The sequence below is a fragment of the Legionella longbeachae genome, from assembly GCF_004283175.1.
Taxonomy (GTDB): Bacteria; Pseudomonadota; Gammaproteobacteria; order Legionellales; family Legionellaceae; genus Legionella; species Legionella longbeachae.
Genome location: NZ_RXNW01000012.1, coordinates 75,566 through 97,741 on the forward strand (window position 1 = coordinate 75,566; position 22,176 = coordinate 97,741).

Genomic DNA, 22,176 nt, shown 5'->3' on the forward strand with positions numbered 1-22,176 from the left:
AGGATCAAGGAGTGACAGTTGATGCCCGATTCTCAAGGCAAATATTTCAAACAAATAATCAAAGAGAACAAACCCTTGCCTGTACTAGGTACGGTGAATGCTTATTCTGCGATGCTCGCGCAATTTGCAGGCGCTCAAGCAATCTACCTTTCCGGAGCCGGAGTTGCGAATGCCTCATACGGTTTGCCCGATCTCGGTATGACTAATTTATCACAAGTTTTGGAAGACGCCCGTAGAATTACCGAAGCTTGTTCTTTACCTCTACTCGTAGATGTAGATACTGGTTGGGGGCATGCTTTTAATATTGCACGAACTGTAAAACTGATGGAAAAGACAGGGGTTGCTGCCATTCATATCGAAGATCAAGTTCTGGCAAAACGATGTGGACATAGGCCTAATAAAGCAATTGTATCCATGAAAGAAATGGGTGACAGGATCAAATCAGCGGTTGATGCACGGCAAGATCCAGATTTTGTGATTATGGCAAGAACCGATGCTTATGCTGTTGATGGAATGAATGCGGCAATTGAGAGGGCTTTATTTTGTATCGAGCTTGGTGCGGATATGATATTTCCGGAAGCGATGACTCGCTTAGAAGAGTATCAATTTTTCACACAAAGAATTCAAGTACCCGTCCTGGCTAATATTACAGAATTTGGTAAAACGCCTTTATTTAGCCGAGAAGAGCTTAAAGATGCGGGTGTCTCTTTAATTTTATATCCTTTAAGTGCATTTAGAGCCATGTCTCAAGCTGCCTTGAATACATATCGTGCGATTTTAAGCGATGGAACACAAAAATCCATACTTGATAAAATGCAGACACGAGAAGAGTTATATGAGGTACTCGGCTATTATCAATATGAACAAAAACTGGACCAGTTGATGGAGGAAGATCATGAGTGTTAAAAGTGGCGGCTTAGCCGGTGTTGTTGCTGGTCAATCAGCAATTTGTACAGTTGGGCTGGCAGGAAAAGGTCTTAATTATAGAGGTTATTCAATTGATGATTTAGCGGAATATGCTACTTTTGAAGAAGTCGCGTATTTATTACTCTATGGAAAATTGCCTACTCAAAAGGAGTTAACTGAGTATACTGCAAGATTGTTTAGTCTTAGAGCATTACCTGAAAATTTAAAAACAATTCTTAAGTTGATTCCCAAAAATGCTCATCCAATGGATGTATTAAGAACGGGGTGTTCATTTTTAGGTAATATTGAGCCAGAAGAGCAGTTCTCACAAGAACACCAAATTGCTGATCGCTTGTTAGCTTTGTTCCCAGGAATGATGTGCTATTGGTATGCGTGGCACTTTCAAAATAAAGAGATATCAGGTTTAAGTGAGGAACAAACAACAGGGGCACATTTTCTCTCATTGCTGCATAATAAAAAACCAAGCAAAATAGAAGCTCAGATGATGAATGTCTCTTTGATCTTGTATGCTGAGCATGAGTTTAATGCATCAACCTTTGCGGCACGTGTGACTGCTGCAACGCTTGCTGATTTTTATTCAGCAATTACAAGTGCTATAGGTACCTTGCGCGGACCTTTGCACGGTGGTGCTAACGAAGCAGCAATGGCGCTTATAGAGCGATTTAAGAGTCCTGACGAAGCTGAAACTGAATTAAAAAAAATGCTGCTCAACAAGGCGCTCATTATGGGATTTGGTCATAGGGTATACACAACTAGTGATCCTCGCTCTGATATTATTAAAAAATGGTCATTTCGTTTGGGCGAAGAGAAAAACGATCTTCAGTTGTATCATATTTCAGAACGAATCGAAGAGGTGATGTGGAATGAGAAGAAATTATTCCCTAACCTGGATTTCTATAGTGCCTCAGCATATCATTATTGTGGTATTCCTACTTTCTTATTCACACCAATTTTTGTAATGTCTCGTATTACAGGATGGGCTGCACATGTATTTGAACAAAGAGCAAATAATAAACTTATAAGACCAACCTCTGAGTATACCGGACCAGAACCTCAAAAGTTCATTCCAATAGATAAAAGGGGGTAATAGTTTGATCAGCCCTTATGGAATGCTGATGTGGGAAAGTGCCGGAGCAGATGTACTTCGGCATTTCCGGACAATCAGCAATTAAAGATTTATTGTACTGTGCTCCACGTTACGGAATTTAGTACTTAAGTGAATAGTGATATATAAGAGGATAATATGCACGGTTATGTTGAAGATAATATTAAGCCTGATTATGATCAGGTAATGATTGATATCGCAGATTATGTATTAAACAAAAAAATTGATAGTATTTTAGCTTACGAAACAGCACGATTATGTTTAATGGATACTCTTGGCTGCGGTATTCTTGCTTTAAATTTTTCTGAATGCACGAAGCTGTTAGGACCAGTAGTTCCTGAGGCTACACTCCCTGGTGGAGCACGTGTTCCTGGCACAGATTATGAATTAGATCCTGTTCAAGCTGCTTTTAATATCGGAACTATGATCCGTTGGCTTGATTTCAATGATACCTGGCTTGCTGCTGAATGGGGCCATCCGTCTGATAATTTAGGTGCCATACTCGCAGTTGCTGACTATATGTGCAGAGAAAATTGCTCCAAGGGTAAAGCCCCCATATTAATGCAAGATGTACTAACTGCTATGATTAAAGCACATGAAATTCAAGGTTGTTTGGCTCTTGAAAATAGTTTTAATCGTGTAGGTTTAGATCATGTATTTTTAGTGAAAATTGCTAGTGCAGCTGTTGCAGCACAACTCTTAGGCGCAGACAGAGATATGATGTTGAGAACATTGTCACAAGTATTTGTTGATGGTCAAAGCCTAAGAACTTATAGACATGCACCGAATGCGGGGTCACGAAAATCATGGGCTGCAGGAGATGCAACATCAAGAGCTGTACGATTGGCATTAATTGCTAAAGCAGGAGAAATGGGTTATCCAAGTGCATTAACTGTACCAACATGGGGATTTTATGATGTATTATTCGGCAAAAAACCGTTTAAGTTTCAACGCCCTTATGACAGCTATGTGATGGAAAATGTTTTATTTAAGCTCTCCTATCCTGCTGAGTTTCATGCTCAGACTGCTGTGGAATGTGCTGTTAAGTTACATCCAATTGTAAAACATCGATTTGATGATATAGCTAGAATTGATTTGGTGACTCATGAATCTGCAATTCGAATTATCAGTAAACAGGGGGTTTTGCATAATCCTGCTGATCGAGATCATTGCTTGCAGTACATGGTGGCTATAGGATTATTATTTGGGGACTTAAAAGCGGAACATTATGAAGACGATGTGGCTGCTGATCCTCGAATTGATGCTTTGCGTGCTAAAATGCATGTTACGGAAAATGAACGTTTTTCTCGTGAATACCATGATCCAGAAAAACGCTCAATTGCTAATAGTATTAAATTGATTTTTAGAGATGGTAGTGAAAGTGATTTGATCACTGTTGAGTATCCGATTGGTCATAAGCGTCGACGCGATGAGGGTATTCCTGTGTTATTATCAAAATTTAAAAAGAATTTAAGCACCCAATTTTCCCTCGATCATGTAGAGAAAATTATTCAGATCATGAATGATACAAATACCCTTGCAGCCATGAAAGTTGATGATTTCATGCAATTATGGGTTGTTGCAAAATGATTTTCATGGCTTAAAGCAATTTTGCCGAAGCTCAGGGTACAAAGAGACCAAGTAAAATGGTACCGAATACTAGGGTCTGTTGACATTTCACCAGCCCCTAAATAGTACATAAGATTTGGCCTATCTACTTTGTATTCTCGCGCTTCGGCTCGTAATAACGTTATTTTTTGCTCTATGCTTAATAAAAGTTTAATTGTTTCAATATATCCATAGATACATGTCTAATTAGTTATCAATCCATAGTTTGGAAAGAATCTTAGAACTATGCAAAAGGTGAATTTCTTTCACAATGGGTAAATATGCTCTTAACTTCATGAGAGTCAGAAAGAGACTTTGGGATCTATGAATTTTTTTGCCCGCCCAAGTATCTATATTGATGCTATTCAGCCATGCTTAGATAAAAAGTGGTGGTAATATTACTAACCTTATATGATTGAATATCATCAATGTAACTACGACAATTTCTATAGTTTGCTTATCCTTAATATGTGATTATAATTTGATCAATAAGGATTTATTATGGATTGTCAAGATGGACTTAAAAAAAGCTTCTTTTAATTCTATATTATATGTGGCATTGATTTTAAGTTGTTCTCTTTTGTTATTTTCTAAGTCTATAAATACAGAACCAACGAGTACTTATTCTGATCAAAATGAGAAAATAGTTTCTGTCTATTTACTTATTGATACACCGCAACAATTGCAGAAATATGTGAATGATTTAGCTAAAATTCAAAAACCTAATTTTAATCGTGTTATTTTTTCATTTGTTAGGCCAACATTGATTGATTATCAATCCGGGAACCTTGCGACCACTGGCATATTAGGCTATTACACGGATCATGATGGAAAAGGAGCACAAGCTTTTCAGGCTTTAAAAACAGCGATTAAATTATCTAAAGAAAAACATATTCAAGCTTTTCTGTCAGTAGGTGGTTCGAATTACAGTTGTAATTTTGATGTAGACAAAGAGGTATGTGGTCCTCCTTCTTCACTTGATAAAAATCATTTTTATGATTGGTTTCCTGATCCAACTGATCCCTCTCAGGCGTCTATAGCAAAAACTTGTTATGCTAATTTAATTAAACTAGCTGATGATTTAGGTGTAGACGGAATTGACTTTGACTATGAGGAATTTTGGCATGCTGATAAGTTCGCAATTAATTGGAGTCCGAGCGGAAGCGGTGAATGGTCAATAGATATTGCGAACACGATTATTAAAGAAGGGGGGCCGAGCTATAATAATTTAATGAAATATGCTACTGGATCGGGCTCTTCTTTTGTTATGCCAAGGACAGTGGAAAAGGTAGATGCCATTTTACATGCAATGATTGATGCTCCTGGCGCAAAATATCTTAAATTCGCTGCAGCAGCTCCACCAGTTGGAGCTCGTCCAATAACTGGTTTTGTATTTAATGATAGATTACCTGATATATACACAAAAGGAGGTCTTTGGTGGAAAGGTAATTTAAAAGGTTTATGGTATAATTTGGCTAGTTATGATGAACCAATTGTTTCTCGTTTTGATAGTTTAGGACTAATGACCTATGATCTGTGTGGTGATAATCAAGCTTTATGCGCCCCCTATGCAAACGGACCTTTAGATTTACCAGGACAGGTTAGTGTTTATATGAAAGATTATTTAAACTGGCTCAAATCAGATGATGTCAGTAAGCCTCTTTTGACAGTCGATAATATTGGTAAAGTCACTTTTCTACCCGCAAAATATCATATTAAATCCAAAATCCAATTTGGATTTGAAGTGAACCAACCCGGTTACCCCAAAAATGTTAATGGCCAATTACAGCTTACAAATCAATTGGTCGATCAAATACTTCAACAACAAAAAGAAAGCGATGGGGTAATCATTTGGCAGATGTATTCCAAGCAAAATACAGACGTACCAGATGCTACTACCACGAAATATACGATTAATCAAAGTTGTAAAACTTTTATAGCCAATGACAGTCGATACGATTGCAATGCAGACTTCCCTAGTTCTGTAAAATAACCCAGCTATCTAATTTATCAAAATTAGAATTTACGTTGTATTCCAGAGGCAGCAAGGATTTTGGTAGATATTTCCTCAATAGAATATTTGGTTGAATTAACATATGGAATTTTTTCCTTGTGGTACATTGCTTCAACTTCCGTTACCTCCAGTCGACATTGTTCGGGAGAAGCGTATTTACTATTTGGTCTGCGTTCAGCTCTGATTTGTTGTAAACGTCGTGGATCAATAGTTAATCCAAAGAGTTTATTCTTATACGGCCTTAGTATTTCAGGCAACTTAAAACCAATCATTTCTTCTTCGGTGAATGGATAATTTGCAGCTAAAACTCCATACTGTAAAGCCATATATAAACAGCTGGGTGTTTTTCCACAACGTGAAACCCCGATAAGAATGATATCTGCTTTATCATATCCACGAGGTTTAATACCATCATCATGAGACAATGCAAAATCAATTGCTTCAAGTCGATGTAAATAAAGTTTGTTATTGACAACTCCATGAGTTCTCCCAACGGTATAAGAAGATTTTTCATGAAGCTCCTCTTCCATAGGACCAATAAAAGTACTGAATAAATCGAATACGCAAGCATTCGCTTTTTTCAAATAAGCTCTAATTTCAGGATCAATTAAAGTCATAAATACTAATGGCTTAACTCCTTGTTCATGACAAGCTTTATCAATCTGCTGAACAACTTGTTCCGCTTTTTTTAAGGAATCAACATAGGGAATAGTGAGTCGTTCGAATTTTATATTTTCGAATTGGGTGATTAGACTATGGCCTAAGGTTTCAGCAGTGATTCCTGTGCCATCCGAAATCATAAAAACATAACGTTTCATGAGATACCCTTAATTTAAAGTAAATGAGTATAATCCATTTTAAAATGAATTAGTTAATATAACTAGTAAGTGTACTTATTTGCATCTATCTGCTATCTTACAATTAATGGGAAGTAAATGTTTTAAAGGTAAATATGGAACAGGATCGATTTAGTCATAATCAAAAGCTTTATATCTTAGGGATGATTTGCTTATTGCTTGGCCTTGGATTATTTGTTTTTAGTTTATACATTATCCCGTTTTTTATTTGGGATCTAAATTATAATGTTCCCTATTTTATTTTAGCGCTTTTGAATTTATTTCAAGAGGAATATAATTACAGTATAGAGGCTAGCAAAGTAATTGTTTGGCTCATCTTTTTTATCCCGGGTATTGTTACTGGTCTTATTTCATACGTAGTTTCAAATTACATTGATAATCAAATATACAAAGCAGAACAAAAAAGCGAGGAGAATCAAGGAAATCTCTATAATCAAGAAAAAAGAATCGTAAGACAAGAATCAATATTTTTTTCTTTAAAAATTCTAGGCTTAATGATTCTTTTTGTTTTTCTAATTTTCTTATTTCAATATCTTATTCAATCTTAATAGAAGATGGTAGGACTCATTATGGCTTATTTAAAACGTTGGCAAATCAGACGAATTGTTAAGAGAATAAAAGCAATGCAGGCTAATCGGGTGAGTAATCAACCTGGTGATGAAGTACTCAAAAAAGAAATTTCATATTATTATGAGCTCGCGTCAATTTATCGCAAGCTGATTGGCAAAAAGAAATTTCCTTTTGCTCAGGTAATGTATATGGAATGCTACAGAGCAGCAGCTGCTCTTGATGACCCGGAGGCAAATTATCAATTAGGTCAAATGATTCTTGAAGAAGCAAAATTCAGACAAAATTTGGAACATGAAGGGATTTTTAAAAGTGAATCGAATCTGAAGAAATGTAATCAGCTTTTCGAGGAAGCTCATGCTTATTTGTCAGCTGCAATTGCACTCGGGCATGTTGTTGCCAAGCGTTTACGAGGGCTCTGTTTTATTAATGGTTGGGGTTTAGATGTTGATAAAAAGACTGGATTTGAACTAGTTGTTGCAAGTATTGAGCAAGAAGGGGCATGGGATAGAGTCCCGCAAATTTTTGCATCTATAGGACTAAATAAACCAGAGTTTTTTTCGCAAATTATGCAACGGAAAAAGCAATAAGTTTAAAGTATTTTTCAGTGAGTGCAGGATGAATTATTATTTTATCTAAATATATGAGGGTGTTTTAAATGAAGATTGCGGTATGCAGCGATGAGCTTTATCCTGTAAATGATTTTGTTATTCAAGAAGTGGAGCATTTGGGTCATCAGGTTATTCTATTTGGTGCCCTTAAATCGAGACACACAGAATCATGGGTTGAAACTGCTCGAGTTGCTGCTGAAGCAATCAAAAGTGGGATGTGTGATGAAGGAATTTTTTTTTGTTGGACGGGTACGGGTATCTCTATCGTTGCGAATAAAATTCCAGGAATAAGAGCCGCCTTATGTACAGATGCACAAACAACACGAGGAGCAAGAGTTTGGAATAGCGCAAATGTGTTGGCCTTATCAAATCGGTTGTTAACTCAGGACTTAGCAAAAGAGATCCTGGATGCGTGGTTTAATACCTCGTTAAATGACAGCAATGAAAAGATCATTGAAGAAATTGGATTTATAGAGCGTAAATATCGTTGAAGAGACAAATCAGGAATTCTTTACTCGAAATCAAATCTAACTGTTCGGCGGCTTAGTACTTTCTCAGCAGTGTGTATAATCAATAAGTTTCTGTGTTACACTGTTACAGTGCAAGCTTAAAATTAGGTATCAGTGAGAGTTGTCTGCGTTTATGATGCATCATAGTTCTACTGGTTGCAAACAATCAGGCTACTTGTTTTATATATAAAAATTTACTTAAGTTGCAGCTCAAAAGTTATGCACATCAACTTAAGCCTTTATAGCCTGGGCCTAATAGTAGAATCTGGGATATTCTGCTAAATTTTCTAGCTGTAGCGTTATCGCACTACCATTAACTAAAGGGAATTGTCATCGTACTTTAATGTTTTTGCCATAAAAGGATGCCATTATGCTCAAACGTGATATTTCAGCAACTAATATTCTTATTGCTTCTGCCGGAGGAATGATTGGATCCGGATGGTTGTTTAGCCCGTTTATTAGTGCACAAATGGCAGGCAGTAATGCATTAATTTCTTGGATTATTGCCACTATCTTCATGCTATTTATCGCATTACCTCTATGTGAACTTGGAACTATGTTCCCAATTTCGGGAGGTATGTCAAATTATCCAACTTTTACCCATGGAAAAGAGGTCGGTTTTTTATTTGCATGGACATCCTGGCTTTCTTATGTTGTCATGACTCCAATAGAAATACAGGCAATTCTACAGTACTCAAGTCATTTTTTTCCCATACTAATTGCTAATGACCCATCGACATTTAAGCTGTCAAGCTACGGTTATATAGCTGCTATAGCAATTATGCTTTTTGTAGTGATGTTAAATTCATATGGTATTAAATTTCTTGCTGAATGTAATAAATACGCAAGTATTATTAAATTTATTTTGCCCACCATTGCTATTGTTTCATTGCTTCATGTATCTCCCTCATTCAGTAATGTAACAATCAATTTATCGGATAAAGAAAGTTGGGTGAATATCTTTACCGCATTATCTGCTGGTGGAATCGCATTTGCCTTTACTGGCTTCCAAAATGGGTTAATTCTTGCAGGAGAGGTTAAAAATCCTCAACGTAATATCCCTATTGCTATTTTAGGAGCGGTATTAATTGGTTTTGTTTTATATTTCATGTTGGAGCTTAGTTTCATTGCTGCGGTTCCCCAGAAATATTTAAGCCATGGCTGGCATGCACTTAGTTATCCAGGGGATAGTGGGCCATTGGTCGGGTTAACATTGCTATTAGGGCTTGGTATTGTTGCGACGTTACTTATGATCGATGCTGCATTTTCCCCTTTTGGTACAACGTTGGTTTATACCGCAGCAACATCACGCATTTTATATGGAATGGCATTAAATGCTCATTTGCCTAAAATATTTTTAAAGGTAAACCGTCATAAAATACCTTATGTTACTCTCTATGCAAATTTACTGGTAGGTATGTTTTCTTTCCTGCCATTTCCCGGTTGGCAAAAACTCGTTGCTTTTCTGTCCTCTGCGAGTATTTTATCTTACAGCATAGGGCCTATATGTCTTTTGGCAATGCGCAAATTACAACCGCAAACCCATCGACCTTTTAGACTATCTGGTGCGTTAATTTGTTCACATCTTGCTTTTTATTTTTGTAATTTAATGCTTTATTGGTGTGGGTTTTCGATCATATGGAAACTTGATATTGCCTTGTTTATTGGAATTCTTATTTATTGTGTTTATCATCGTCAAAATTCTTTGGATAATAGTTCTGCTTTTTATTGGTTTTTATTTTATATGGTGGCTATCTTTGTCGTATCTTATCTAGGTGCTTTCGGGGGTATAGGCATTTTAAAATTTCCTTTTGATTTATTCAGTCTTTTTCCCTTAAGTATTTTTATTCTTTATTCATCACAAAAATTATTAATCCCTGCAGACCATGAACATGTACCCTCCTTATCCGAGGAGTCAGTGTGTATTTTGAAAGATAAGATGATGGTATGAGTTATTTTAGGACTGATAGCAGGAAGTAATGAATCTTTGTAGCAAAAACTTTACCTAAGGGGCTTGCACTTAAGCCTTGAATCGGTAAAGCTATACTTTATGTATTTCATGAGGATTAATTGAGTGCGCTATTCTAACTGTTTATGTTTTTTAGCAGCTATTCTCTTCAACCAAGCTGCAAACTCACAAACGCTTGCAGAAAAAATAGATGAGATTATTAAACAACAGTTACCCCATGCGACTATTGGTGTGTTTGTTAAAGATGCACAGACAGGTAAAGTTATATATAGAAGAAACGCAGATAAATTATTATCCCCAGCTAGCAGTATGAAGCTGTTCACCGCTGCTGCAGCCCTTTACCAATTAAAGCCGGATTTTCGTTTTGCAACGACACTGTTTCAGAAAGATCAAAATTATTACATTAAATTCACTGGCTCGCCTTCTTTTACTCAAAAGAATTTAACTGAGCTATTGTTAAGCTTTAAAAAGAATCATATAAGTACAATCAACGGAAATATAATTATTGATAGTTCTCAATATCAAGCTCCAAATTATCCAAGTGGAACTTCATATGATGATCTTGGATGGTATTATGCTGCTCCCGATACGGCAGTAATATTAAATGAAAATAAAGTATCATTCGATTTAATCAGTGCAAAACAGCTAGGAAAACCTGCACAAATTAAAGCTAAAACAACGCCAAATGCCCTTAAACTCATCAATCAAGTGATAACAGTGAGTAAAGAGGAGGAGAAGGGACATTGCAGTTTGAATCTTGAAATTAAACCTGACAATACAATTCGTATATTTGGTTGCATGATCCAAGATAAAAATCCAAAACTTATTGAGCTTGCAATTCCCGATCCCATATTGTTAGTCAAACAAAATATTAAAAAAATACTGGGTAAAAATGGTATTGTCCTGAAGGGAGAAATAACCTCAGGTCTTTCTCCAGCGGATGCTCAAAAGGTTATGAGTTTTCATTCAAAGAGTCTAGATAAGTTAATTACTCATATGTTGCAACAATCAGATAACCTTTATGCAAATAGTCTTACTAAAAAATTGGGGTATTCGTTAACAGGGAAAGGGACTCATAAAGAAGGTGCTTTTGCAATAAAAAAAGTACTATCTGAACATACTCATCTTGATATGTCTCAGATTGAGCTCGTTGATGGTGAAGGCACTCGCTATAATTTAGTCACTCCAGAGCAAATAGTCCTGTTGCTTTCTGATCTATATGATGACAAAGGCATTCAATCTATTCTTTTACATGCATTACCTCAAGCAGGTGTTTCAGGTACGTTAAAAGAGAGAATGAAAAAAACGATATTGGATAAAAAAGTATATGCAAAAACCGGATCAATGCATGATATTTCGTCTTTATCTGGTTTTATGGTAAATCCAAATGAGAAAACATACATTTTCTCTATTATTATCAATGGAGTGAACAAACCTTTGGAAAAGGCTAAAGCGCTTGAGGAAAAGATATTGTTAGCTATTGATGAATACAGCTTAGAGGATTCGAATACCTAAAGAGCCAAGTACTTGTTATCATTAAATACTTAGCGGACTTGTTTCTTCGAGAGCTTTGCACTGCTCAGAAACGGTAAAATCAGGAGCAATTTTTACGATATTGTTGGACTGAAAATTCTTCCAATTTATTTTTTGATACAGTTGGCGATTAAAATTAAATGAATAACAAAAGGATTTAATTTTATTACCGTATAAATCTGTAGTAAGCAAATAAGAGATAATATGAATTTGGTCCTTTTTATTGTTTAAATCATAGAGATTTTTAATCACCTGAGTTACATATGGGATTGAAGCTATGGCCGCTAGTTGCGTATCATAAAAGCTTATTTCAGTATTTGTGAGATTTCTGTCAATTATTCCTTTTTTCTGTAGTTTGGAACTATTTTTCAATATTTTGTTTTGATCAATATACACAGACAGATCTGATTTCGAAAGATGATGAGTAATCCCTATATATTGGCTATAAATTGATGGTTCTTTTGCTTCAGCAGATGATAAAAATATTAGAAAAGTTAATCTAATAAATGTGCTTGGAAATCGCATTATTTTGTCCTTAGATAGTGCGTTGTGATAGTTATAATACAAATAAAGCATATTTTTTGAAAATTTCCGAGTGATTTTGGCTTGTAATAAATAATAAAATTTGGATAATCAGTGAAATATTATAGCAAGATGGAAATTATGATGCATACTGAAAAACTATTTTCATACGGAACCTTACGCTATGAAGCAGTGCAGTTAAACAATTTTGGACGAAAATTATATGGAGTAGAGGATTGCCTTCCAGGGTTTGGTCTATCTAAAATAAAGATATAAGAAGCTAGCGTTATTGCTACAAGCGGTGAAAATGAACATCCTATAATTTCTTTTACAGGAAGGCCTACAGACAGTGTAGGGGGACTGGTTTTTGATGTAAGTAAAGAGGAGCTAGAAAGAGCAGATGAGTATGAAGTAAAAGATTATAAACGAATTCAAGTAAAATTGGCTTCAGGCCTATCTGCATGGGTGTATGTTCAAGCTGAAAGTAAGTAGAAGAGATAAAACCGATAATATATTTTTAATTAAAATTAATTAGTCTATAAGCTTGAGTTTCCTAGAGTCCGATCTCAGAGTTTGAATTGGTCGAATTTTTCAGAGTTTTAGAAATTGCGGCAGCTATCTTGGTAGAGATTGTACATGCATTTGATTCACTTTGCCCTTAAAATCACTCGAGGATTTTACGGAGTTCAACTCAAAGGCAGTGTTACCTACTTTAAGACCATCATTCTTTGTTTCGGTACCTACAGAGTTAGCGAACGGTTATGGTTTTTATTTAAACTCATTAAGCCCTTTGAGACTTAATGAGTTTTGTTTTAATGGGCCGCTCGATGCTCATCTTTAACCCACCTCATCAAAAAAGCACCAATAATTTGATAGAGAGGGAGAATCGCTAAAGCAATGTGGTAACTAGATAATGAAAAGTCGTGGGTGGCACCTGAGGTGCTGCTAAAGACATCAAGTAATTTCCCTATAGCAGGCTCAGAAATCGCATCTAAAAATGCATCACTTGCATTAATCAAGGAGGTAACCGTACCGGCAAGATAGAGAGGATTTGATTCTTTTCCAATAACAAATACTATTGGAAAGGCACCTAAACTAAAACCGAAGAGAAAAAGCAATACGCTGAGTAACCAAAGAGGCATAGGATGTGCGAAAATAACAAGGCTAATGGATAGGGCAGAAACTAGAGTACTATAAAACATAAATGCGCAGCGATTTTGAATTCGATGAACAAAGAGAGCAAATAAAGGGCATGCGATTGCTAAGCCTACAAATACCAGAGAAATAAGCGAAGGGGCAAGTAGCTTATCTAACTCATATGCCTTTTGTAAAAAAGGATTTCCCCATAATCCACAGAAGATTACTACTGGAGAGAATGCTAAACCACTATAACCAGTTAATAGCCAATTTTGTTTGTTTTTTAGAATTAATAAAATATCCTGCCATAAATGTTGCTTTGTAGATGTTTGTTTGATTTCAGATTCTATGGGTTTAATGACACCAGCAGGTTGATCTTTAACAATAAATAAAAAAAGGAACGCTAGAATAACTCCTAACCAAGCGACATCAACTAAACTTGTTCTCCATCCTACTTGGCTCACAAGCCAAGCGAGCGGCATTTGTCCGCAAACTGCACCAATCATTCCTGATGCAACGAGCAATGAAGTAAGTAAGGCATAATATTTTTTGGAAAACCATACTGCAGCTAATTTAAAATATGTAATAGATGCAAAAGAAACGCCAACCCCTGTTAACGCTCGTCCCCATATAGCAGTATTTAATTCCTGTGCTTGGGAGAAGATAAAAATGCCTAGAGCACAGCAAAAAATTGCTCCTGTAGTAATCCATCGGGTACCGTATTGATCAAGAATGATCCCTACAAATAGGGGGACGATAAGATACGTCCAAAAATACACTCCTGATAAAACACCAAGCCCCAATCCTTGTAAATGAAATATTTCCATAAGTTGCTGCGGCATCACGCTTGGAAAATTCTGAAGAATGTATTTATAAAATAAAAATGCAGAACATAAACTTACAATTAGAACAGCACGACAGGTGATTTTGTTGTGTGTTTTATCTATATCATGGGGGGTTCCCATAGTGACTCTCCTCAGGGTAGTTAGCGTTCGTTTCACATGATTATTTAGCCTTCCCCTAGAGAGGCTAAATAATCAAAACACGCGACTCTAGGGCGAGGAGAGAAAGACCACGACCACCACCACGACAGTAGAAATAAAAGAATAGACTGCATGCAACAACTTAGTTGCATTATTGGAACATAATTGATGTTGCAGTCGGTGGTTCATATTAAAACAGAGTGAATAAGAAATTATTAATCTCATTATGTTAACAATTTGCGTTTGATCTTGTCAAATTATTATTAAAAATTATTCACAATAAGGGACATACATCAATATGTATTTTTATAACTTTGTCTAAATCTAATTTATTACAAAGATTTATCGATTAGTTATTCATTTGAGTGTATGATTATTCATCATTTAGAAATTAAATGGTAGCTATGAACTTTTGCTTCTTCCTTTTTGTAGTCTTATTTTATACATCACCATTAATAGGCGCGACTCGTGATCTGGTAACCCAGCTTCCAGGATTTGGCCCTGTTAAGGAGAAACAATATGCGGGATATTTTGCGATCAACAAATCATCCGCTTTATTTTACTGGTATGTAGAGAAGAAAAAGCCCACATCCGACCCAGCCATAGTATTATGGTTAAATGGGGGGCCTGGAGCATCCAGTTTATATGGGTTTTTTATGGAAAATGGCCCTTATGAAATAAATTCGGCATATCAATTACAGGAAAGAAGGTATTCATGGACTCATGTGGCTGATTATTTAATCATCGATCAACCTGTAGGCGTTGGTTATTCTTATGGTTCAACTGCAAACTATGCAGATGAATCTCAAGCTATGGATCAATTGTATCGTGCTGTCATTTATTTTTTTAAAGAGCATCCCGACTTAATTAATAAATCTCTTTACCTTACAGGGGAATCATATGCGGGAAAATATTTACCCCAATTAGCGATTCGGCTGTTAAAACACAAAGAGATAAAATTAAAAGGGCTCATGTTAGGTGATCCCTGGATTAATCCTAGACTGCAGCAAAAGGCGAATATTGATTATGCTTATTATCATGGATTAATTGATAAACAAGCTCAAATTAAATTGAAATCACTGTACAAACAATGCATCAATGAAATTGATAAACATAGCCCAACATCCTCAAAAGCGAATCAGATTTGCGAGCAAATGCAATCCTATATTAAAAAAGAAAGTGGGGGATTAAACCTTGCCAACATTTATACGGGTGAAGAGCCTGATGATACAAAAATGGTGAACTATTTAAATAATAAGCTAGTACGTAAGGCATTGCATGTTCCATCACAAGCTCCTGCGTTTACAACATTTAGTGATGCTGCAGCAAAAAAGCTTGAGGTAGGAGAGCAAGACTCGGTAGCATATTTATATCCCCGATTGTTAACATCGGGTATTCGCATCTTAATATACAATGGGCTTGAAGATGGAAAGGATTCGAATTTTCTTAGTACAGAATTATTAATTTCTGCGTTAGATTGGCCTAATAAAAATGATTTTGCGGAGGCCATCACATGTGTATGGAAAAATAATAATCAAGTTAGTGGATATGCGAAAACAGCCCATGGTTTAACCCAAGTGAAAATTCGCGGGGCAGGGCATTTGGCGCCAATTGATCAGCCTGAGCGTGTCTTACATATACTGCAAAACTTTATAAAGAATGAACCCCTATGTTAATACCTGGATAGTATTGGTGAGAACTCTAAATCTATAATTGATAGGTAATCTTAAACCCTCCGTTAACGGAGGGTTTACTCTTGCCTATGTTTCTTGATGGTAATGGTTACTTGAGTTTATAAGAAATGGTTGTCTCTAATTGTGGTTCTGTAACAACATCAGGTATTAAATTTTGGGCTCTATCTAACCAACTACGTCGTACATCTGGGGACATAATTTTACCCGGAGTGACTTCGTCAATCAGTTTATGCAGTTCGTTTTGACGTTCTAGTGGAATAACGCTTTCAAGTTCACGAGTTACCTTATAGATATCTTTTTTCCTCGGTGCTGGAGCTTTCGCAGGTACCAGACGTTTCAAGTTATTTAGCATAAAAGAATAACTGCATAGGGGAGGGGTAGGTTTTGGTTTAGGACAAAATTTAGGAGACAGGGTGTCTTTTTCTATGTTGATTTGTGCTGCATCTGGTTTAGGTGACATTCCTGAAGGCGTGTTTTCACGTGTTTGAGTTAACAATGCTTTTTGAGCTTTATTACTTGATAATGCTTGCAAGACTTGTACTTTGCTCGCTTTTACGTCTTGAATTTGTTCAATAAAATCTTTTCTAAGATTTTTATAATGTTGTTTGCGTTCTTGATGCTTTTCAACATCATGTTGCATACACTCACGATGATGAAGAGGAACCATTCGAACTTCATGTTTTAATTTATCATAGTTAAGTTGAGCTTGTAACCAATCCTCTTCGCTTAAATTATGTGGATCCATTTCTTCAGTGCATAGAGCATAACAATTCTCTCTTTTTTGGAAACGATGTTTTTGATTTGGATCAACAACAAAATGAGCTTGATTAAAGTCATTAACTTCTTCTAATTCAGCATTAAGAAGGATTTTTTCCTTTCTTAAAACTTGCAAAACATGGATAAGCCCTTGTTCTTGCAATTTCAAACCTTCCAATTCATGTGATAAATAATCTGAAGGTTGGTTTTCATGTAAATGCTGGCATTCATTTACTCGTTCACGAATATGCTCAAGGAGTCGCTCGAATACATGCTCAGCACATTGTGGTGGGTTTTTTAATTGTGAGTGATGAAATGCTAGCTGATGCTCCAACATTTTCATTTTTCGATGTCGAGCAGGATGTTCGGGTTGTGTGTCAGGGCTGTTTTCATTATTTTGTTGATTTAACTCGTTTATTTGTGTAGTTAAAGATTGTATTTGCTGATTAGTATGGGCAACATACTCTTCCATAGGTTGATCATGGAGTACAGGTAATTGGAGGTACGTATTTAATTGCTCTATATGAGCAGAAAGATGAGCATGCTTCTCATTCATAAGCAAAGCTTCATTTTCAATTATCGTTAAATGGTTATCTATTTCAGCTAATTTTTGCTCAAGCTCACCGAGTTTTTTATCTAAAGCATTAAGAGTCTCTGAATATGCTTTAATGTTTGCGTCAAGTATATCAACTAAACTTGTTTGATCAGATTTAGTTTGTTCAATCTGTTTTGTTTCCTTTAGTTTATGTTCAATTTGTTGTTGTGTAATTTCAGAGGCTTGTTTTGCAAGAGCATTATCTTTAGCCATCAATCCCATGAGCAGAAAAATTAAATGACGTTGTATAGTAAGTAATTCTTCTCGATATTGTTCTGCCTTGCGTTGATTTAATTCTTCGATTTTAATTAGTTCTTGGCTAATCAAAGCTAGCGTTGTTTTTCCCTCAGGCGACTTTAGAAACTCAATAACTTGAAGTGGATTTTGAAATCCAAAACGGTTTAAAAATTGAGTTGAAAAGTAAGCATCTGTTTTTTTACTGTATTTGTGGCTTTTTTCTATAGTTGCAAACAACTGTTCAAAGTTGTTTGGGGTTAAATGAAGCGTATTTGCAGATACAGGTGATGATTGTGTAGGCACAGGAAAAACTCCATATTAATATCTGTACAAATTATAACCTTATTTCATTGTTAAGTAAAGTATAAATTCTTGAAAGCAAAATGATAAATTAATAAGTTAATTTAGTTGGAGAGCAAATTAAACTGAAAATTTTTCAGTCTTGCAGGAATTAATTTCTAAATGAAGGCTTCGAAACTAAAGATTCAAAGAGTAATTACTGCTGCTCCTGTAAAACGTCCATGTCGAAGATCATCAAGTGCTTCATTCACTTTAGTTAATGGATAGGTATGAATTTCTGTTTTAACAGGTACTTGTGGTGCTAATTGTAAAAAGTCTTTACCATCATTTCGCGTAAGATTTGCTACAGAACACAGAGTGCGCTCTCCCCAAAGGATTTGGTAAGGGAAACTCGGGATATCACTCATATGTATACCAGCACAAACAACAGTACCGCCTTTTAGCGTATTGCGTAGTGCATGAGGAACGAGTTCCCCCACGGGAGCAAAAATAATTGCCGCATCGAGTACGTGTGGTGGATTTTGTTTTGAATCCCCAACCCAGGTAGCCCCTAATTGATAGGCGAAATTCTGAGCTTTATCATCTCCTGGAGTTGTAAAAGCATAGACTTTGCGACCTTGCTTGTTGGCTACTTGAATTAGAATATGTGCTGCCGCGCCAAAACCATACAGACCTAAATGCTTCGCATCAGCTGTTTTTAATAACGCACGATATCCAATTAATCCCGCACAAAAAAGCGGGGCAGCTTGATTATCTGAATATCCTTCGGGTATTGGAAAACAAAAGCGATGGTTAGCCACACAATATTGGGCAAATCCACCATCAATTTGATACCCAGTAAATCGAGCATGATCACAAAGATTTTCTCGTCCAGACACACAAAATGAGCAAGTTTCGCAACTGCTTCCCAACCAAGGAACACCTACTCGTTGACCAATACTAAAAGAGCTAGCTGATGAGCCTAATTGCTCAATTGTACCTACAATTTGATGACCTGGAATTAGAGGAAGCTTTGGATCTGTTAATTCCCCATCAAGGACATGCAAATCAGTGCGACAAATGCCACAGGCGTGAATTTTAATTAATAGCTCATTAGGTTTGGGTTCCGGTTTTTTTATGTTTTTAAGAACGAGTTGTTGCCCTTTCTGTTCCATAACCATGGCATACATGTTTGCATCCTTTATTTCCTTTATTCATTAAATGTAGCCTAAAAAATTAACTTTTAGGAACACTTGACAAAAGAACTTTGTAGATCAAACTTAATAGTTGTAATGTTCATGGATAATAATTTAAAGGAGCTAAATAATGAATACATTACTCAAATGGAAAAAAGGACATCCTGTTCCTATTGCACATTCCAATAATCCATTTTTAAGTCTTCAACATGAAGTTGATAGAGCATTTCGAGATTTTTATGATATATTCTCGTTCAACAGACCCGTTTTGGAACAGTTTGAAAATCTTAATCTTCTCCCATCAATGGATGTGGTTGAAGATGAGGCACATTTTTCAGTGCAAGTAGAAATGCCTGGTATGGATGAAAAAGACATTCAAGTATCCTTTGCGAATAATATCCTTACTATTACTGGCGAAAAGTCCACTTCCAAAAAGAATGAAAATAAAAAATTTCTTTCTCGTGAAATTAGCTATGGAAAATATGAGCGATCCATTTCTTTACCACCAACTGTAGATGTCGAGAAAGCTAAGGCGACTTTTAAGAAAGGCATGTTATGGATAGAATTACCTAAAAAGGCGGAAGCTAAAGGAAAAGGACGTGATATTAAAGTCGAACATGCTTAAGATTACTTTGCTAACGTTTTTATCAAGAACGTTAGCAACTGGCTTGATTGAATTTTTGTGTCGAGTTTGGCCAGCGGCTAAGGGTAGTACAATAATATAGGATAGGAGTTAAAGAATGAAACATCATTCCCCTGGATTTTTAGCATTAGTCAAGGATTCTAAAAGCCGTATTAAGGAAATAAGTCCCCAAGTGTTAAAAGATAAAATTGATCATCACGAACACATGTTAATTATTGATGTACGTGAATCCGAAGAATGGGAAACAGGTTATATTCCAACTGCAATTCATTTAAGCAAAGGGGTTATTGAGCGCGACATTGAAAAAAAAGTTCCAGATTTTAATACGAAAATTGTTGTATATTGCAGTGGAGGCTTTCGCTGTGCTTTGGTTGCAGACAGTTTACAAAAAATTGGATATACGCAGGTTTATTCTCTGGATACTGGCTTGCAAGGTTGGCTAGATGCAGGTTATTCGCTGCAAAAGTAGCCTGCATTTTTTGCCTCCTCCATCATACTTTATTGTTGATATTTCATCTAAGTTTTCGAATAAAGGTTAACTGTATAAACGTGATTCCAAAACCAACCATTATCCTGCGTGGTTGTAATCATAAAAGACTTCACAGTTTTTTCATTTAAGATGTCGCTTTTTTGATAAAGCGAAGAAAACTCTATTGTATTTTCAATGAGAGGGGAAAGAAGAAAATCCGATTTTGCCATGCTTGCTATCAAGCGATAATGCCTCATAGTTCCATTTTTTAATTGTAAAATTATTTGCAGTTGATTCGATTTGAAAAAAATTGTTGCCAGCTTTCCCCAAATAGTTGGCTGTAACTCTATTGTTGCAAAGACAGGTTTTTTTTGCTCTGGTACATTAACAAATTCCCCAAGAATGTGGTGTTCGCTACTCAGTAATAACTCTTTTTCTTGAAAAATAGCGTTTCGTTTATCTAAAAACAAAAAACCATTATGTAGCTTTGTAGGTTTATAATGAGTGAGTAAGAGAGGCCAGCTTGCCCCATCCTCCAAAGAAGGTACTCGTCCATCAATAGGTTCAATTTTAAAAATAATATGGTCTGGGCTCTGTCTTTCTAGTAAATGCTGTTTATTATCTTCGGCCAAGCTTGAGGTAAAAACAGAATAGCTTTGAAAAATTGGACGAGGCGACCAGTGATTTTGAGAGGAAATGAGGTAAGACTGATTGTATGAATAAATGTCTGTAGTGCCTTGAAGCAAAGGGAAATCTGCTTGATCACGTAAGAAGTTCATAGTGAGTGAAAAATTTTTTTCCAACCACTGGGGATCTTGGATTCTGCTTTTTAACCCATGTAAGGTTGCTGAATATGAAGATTTAAAATTATCCAAAATGGATATTTTTGTATAGTGTCCATTAATATAATTCCAGCTACCTAATGAAATAAATAGAATGAGATAAGCGGTACCTGAGTGAAATAGAAAAGGTAAAAAAAGTCCTGCTAATAAAACGGATGTTCCTGGGATGAATGCATGACCTACATGACGGGTAAATCCTGTTTTAAACGAAACAAACAAAAAAGCAGAAAAAATACAGAACAAAAATAATCTGGCTCCTCCTGTTTGTACTTGTTTATGGAATAAAATGAACACGAAAATTGAGCTTGAAGTTATTAAGTACAGTACAATTTCATGAGCATTCCCGAGAGTAGACATTGCTTCACTAAAGCCTGATGCTATAGAAATACTGCTGACAAAATAGTCCGGTAAATATATTATAGATTGGCCTGCGGCAAGCCAGAATAGAACAAGTGAAGCAACCCATGAAGCGAAACACGCTATGGCGAAATGGATTTGTTTCTTGACAAGAAAAAATACGAAACACAAGCCGGCTACTGCGAGACACACAATAAGCATTGAGCCTTTTATTAATGCCAATAATCCAAAGGAGGTAAAGAGAAACGCTATTAAAATCATCCGGGTATTGTTTGAGCTGAGTATCTCTTTGGGTCGGTACATCATTTTATAACTGATTAGCCCAACAAGTAGTGCGTAAGAAAAAAATAATGAATCTCGCGCATAGAGCATTCCAAAAAGAGGAATACAAAAAATGAACGTCCAGTACCATCTGGTGTTTTGCATTAAAAATAACAAAGCTACCCAATAGGAAATTGCTAAGTATAGACTTCCAACATTCATCATTATATTGGTAGCAGGGTGGTAAGCCTTCGTATAGATCGACGAATATGGGCCCAGAGTAAATATGATTTCTTTTCCAAAGGCTAATCCTTGCGCGACTGCTTGATTTAAGCCCAATGCCCATGAGGAATCTATGCCCGATGCGGGTAACTTAGGAGAGAAAGGGACAAAGGTACTCACGGTAACAAGCAGCAAGATGAGTTTACTAAGAGGGGTAAGTATTTGATTTAAAGTTTCGAGCACCTTGTTTTGGGGAGTACGCAATGCAAGCATACAAAACTCC

General features: G+C 36.1%; 20 protein-coding genes. 14 read left to right on the forward strand and 6 right to left on the reverse strand.

The window, feature by feature from the left end; all coding sequences use genetic code 11:
* Positions 1-21: 21 nt before the first annotated feature.
* From prpB to EKG34_RS12945, 4 genes are all read left to right on the forward strand, one after another.
* Positions 22-906, forward strand: coding sequence for a methylisocitrate lyase (gene prpB / locus EKG34_RS12930; RefSeq protein WP_003631663.1), 885 nt, complete (start codon positions 22-24; stop codon positions 904-906).
* Positions 896-2,014, forward strand: coding sequence for a bifunctional 2-methylcitrate synthase/citrate synthase (prpC, locus tag EKG34_RS12935; protein ID WP_003631662.1), 1,119 nt, complete (start codon positions 896-898; stop codon positions 2,012-2,014). Before prpB ends, prpC begins: the two co-directional genes overlap by 11 nt.
* 156 nt (positions 2,015-2,170) lie before the next feature.
* Positions 2,171-3,622, forward strand: a complete 1,452-nt coding sequence (locus EKG34_RS12940; RefSeq protein ID WP_003631661.1) for a bifunctional 2-methylcitrate dehydratase/aconitate hydratase — start codon at positions 2,171-2,173, stop codon at positions 3,620-3,622.
* A 532-nt stretch (positions 3,623-4,154) separates the two neighbouring features.
* Entirely contained in the window at positions 4,155-5,633 is a 1,479-nt protein-coding gene (locus EKG34_RS12945) for a glycosyl hydrolase family 18 protein (RefSeq protein WP_003631660.1), read from the forward strand.
* A 23-nt stretch (positions 5,634-5,656) separates the two neighbouring features.
* Here EKG34_RS12945 and ppsR read toward each other — a convergent pair whose 3' ends face one another.
* The gene (gene ppsR / locus EKG34_RS12950; protein ID WP_003631659.1) at positions 5,657-6,472 is read right to left on the reverse strand and encodes a posphoenolpyruvate synthetase regulatory kinase/phosphorylase PpsR; all 816 of its coding nucleotides are present in this window, start codon (positions 6,470-6,472) and stop codon (positions 5,657-5,659) included.
* A 134-nt stretch (positions 6,473-6,606) separates the two neighbouring features.
* Here ppsR and EKG34_RS12955 point away from each other — a divergent pair, with 134 nt between their 5' ends.
* The 5 genes from EKG34_RS12955 to dacB all read left to right on the forward strand — a co-directional run bounded on the left by EKG34_RS12955 (position 6,607) and on the right by dacB (position 11,682).
* Complete coding sequence (locus EKG34_RS12955; protein WP_003631658.1) at positions 6,607-7,059, forward strand: hypothetical protein; 453 nt, start codon at positions 6,607-6,609, stop codon at positions 7,057-7,059.
* A gap of 21 nt (positions 7,060-7,080) precedes the next feature.
* Positions 7,081-7,668, forward strand: coding sequence for an SEL1-like repeat protein (locus tag EKG34_RS12960; protein ID WP_003631657.1), 588 nt, complete (start codon positions 7,081-7,083; stop codon positions 7,666-7,668).
* Between the two features lie 68 nt (positions 7,669-7,736).
* Positions 7,737-8,180, forward strand: a complete 444-nt coding sequence (locus tag EKG34_RS12965) for an RpiB/LacA/LacB family sugar-phosphate isomerase (protein WP_003631656.1) — start codon at positions 7,737-7,739, stop codon at positions 8,178-8,180.
* Positions 8,181-8,568: 388 nt separating this feature from the next.
* Complete coding sequence (locus EKG34_RS12970; RefSeq protein ID WP_003631655.1) at positions 8,569-10,149, forward strand: APC family permease; 1,581 nt, start codon at positions 8,569-8,571, stop codon at positions 10,147-10,149.
* 123 nt (positions 10,150-10,272) lie between these two features.
* On the forward strand, positions 10,273-11,682 hold the full coding sequence (dacB, locus tag EKG34_RS12975) for a D-alanyl-D-alanine carboxypeptidase/D-alanyl-D-alanine endopeptidase (protein ID WP_003631654.1): 1,410 nt from the start codon (positions 10,273-10,275) through the stop codon (positions 11,680-11,682).
* Between the two features lie 21 nt (positions 11,683-11,703).
* Here the strand turns inward: dacB and EKG34_RS12980 are convergent, their stop codons facing one another.
* Positions 11,704-12,225, reverse strand: a complete 522-nt coding sequence (locus EKG34_RS12980; RefSeq protein WP_003631653.1) for a hypothetical protein — start codon at positions 12,223-12,225, stop codon at positions 11,704-11,706.
* Positions 12,226-12,363: 138 nt separating this feature from the next.
* Between EKG34_RS12980 and EKG34_RS18855 the strand changes: the two genes are divergently transcribed.
* Together EKG34_RS18855 and EKG34_RS18640 are read left to right on the forward strand one after the other, a co-directional pair.
* Positions 12,364-12,498, forward strand: coding sequence for a hypothetical protein (locus tag EKG34_RS18855; RefSeq protein WP_263283332.1), 135 nt, complete (start codon positions 12,364-12,366; stop codon positions 12,496-12,498).
* A gap of 45 nt (positions 12,499-12,543) precedes the next feature.
* Positions 12,544-12,714, forward strand: coding sequence for a gamma-glutamylcyclotransferase (locus EKG34_RS18640; RefSeq protein WP_223800133.1), 171 nt, complete (start codon positions 12,544-12,546; stop codon positions 12,712-12,714).
* Between the two features lie 320 nt (positions 12,715-13,034).
* Here the strand turns inward: EKG34_RS18640 and EKG34_RS12990 are convergent, their stop codons facing one another.
* Entirely contained in the window at positions 13,035-14,324 is a 1,290-nt protein-coding gene (locus EKG34_RS12990; protein ID WP_003631651.1) for an MFS transporter, read from the reverse strand.
* Between the two features lie 413 nt (positions 14,325-14,737).
* Between EKG34_RS12990 and EKG34_RS12995 the strand changes: the two genes are divergently transcribed.
* Complete coding sequence (locus tag EKG34_RS12995) at positions 14,738-16,018, forward strand: S10 family peptidase (RefSeq protein WP_003631650.1); 1,281 nt, start codon at positions 14,738-14,740, stop codon at positions 16,016-16,018.
* Between the two features lie 106 nt (positions 16,019-16,124).
* Here EKG34_RS12995 and EKG34_RS13000 read toward each other — a convergent pair whose 3' ends face one another.
* Both EKG34_RS13000 and EKG34_RS13005 read right to left on the reverse strand, forming a co-directional pair.
* Positions 16,125-17,927, reverse strand: coding sequence for a hypothetical protein (locus EKG34_RS13000; protein WP_003631649.1), 1,803 nt, complete (start codon positions 17,925-17,927; stop codon positions 16,125-16,127).
* Between the two features lie 182 nt (positions 17,928-18,109).
* A complete protein-coding gene (locus EKG34_RS13005) occupies positions 18,110-19,093 on the reverse strand; it encodes a zinc-dependent alcohol dehydrogenase family protein (protein ID WP_003631648.1) in 984 nt (327 codons plus the stop codon).
* A gap of 136 nt (positions 19,094-19,229) precedes the next feature.
* On the opposite strand from EKG34_RS13005, the gene EKG34_RS13010 reads away from it, so the two are divergent.
* Both EKG34_RS13010 and EKG34_RS13015 read left to right on the forward strand, forming a co-directional pair.
* Positions 19,230-19,724 carry an Hsp20/alpha crystallin family protein gene (locus EKG34_RS13010; protein WP_003631647.1) on the forward strand — a complete coding sequence of 165 codons (495 nt, stop codon included), beginning with the start codon at positions 19,230-19,232 and terminating at the stop codon, positions 19,722-19,724.
* A gap of 115 nt (positions 19,725-19,839) precedes the next feature.
* The gene (locus tag EKG34_RS13015) at positions 19,840-20,211 is read left to right on the forward strand and encodes a rhodanese-like domain-containing protein (RefSeq protein ID WP_003631646.1); all 372 of its coding nucleotides are present in this window, start codon (positions 19,840-19,842) and stop codon (positions 20,209-20,211) included.
* A 47-nt stretch (positions 20,212-20,258) separates the two neighbouring features.
* Here EKG34_RS13015 and EKG34_RS13020 read toward each other — a convergent pair whose 3' ends face one another.
* Entirely contained in the window at positions 20,259-22,166 is a 1,908-nt protein-coding gene (locus EKG34_RS13020; RefSeq protein ID WP_003631645.1) for a hypothetical protein, read from the reverse strand.
* Positions 22,167-22,176 lie beyond the last annotated feature (10 nt).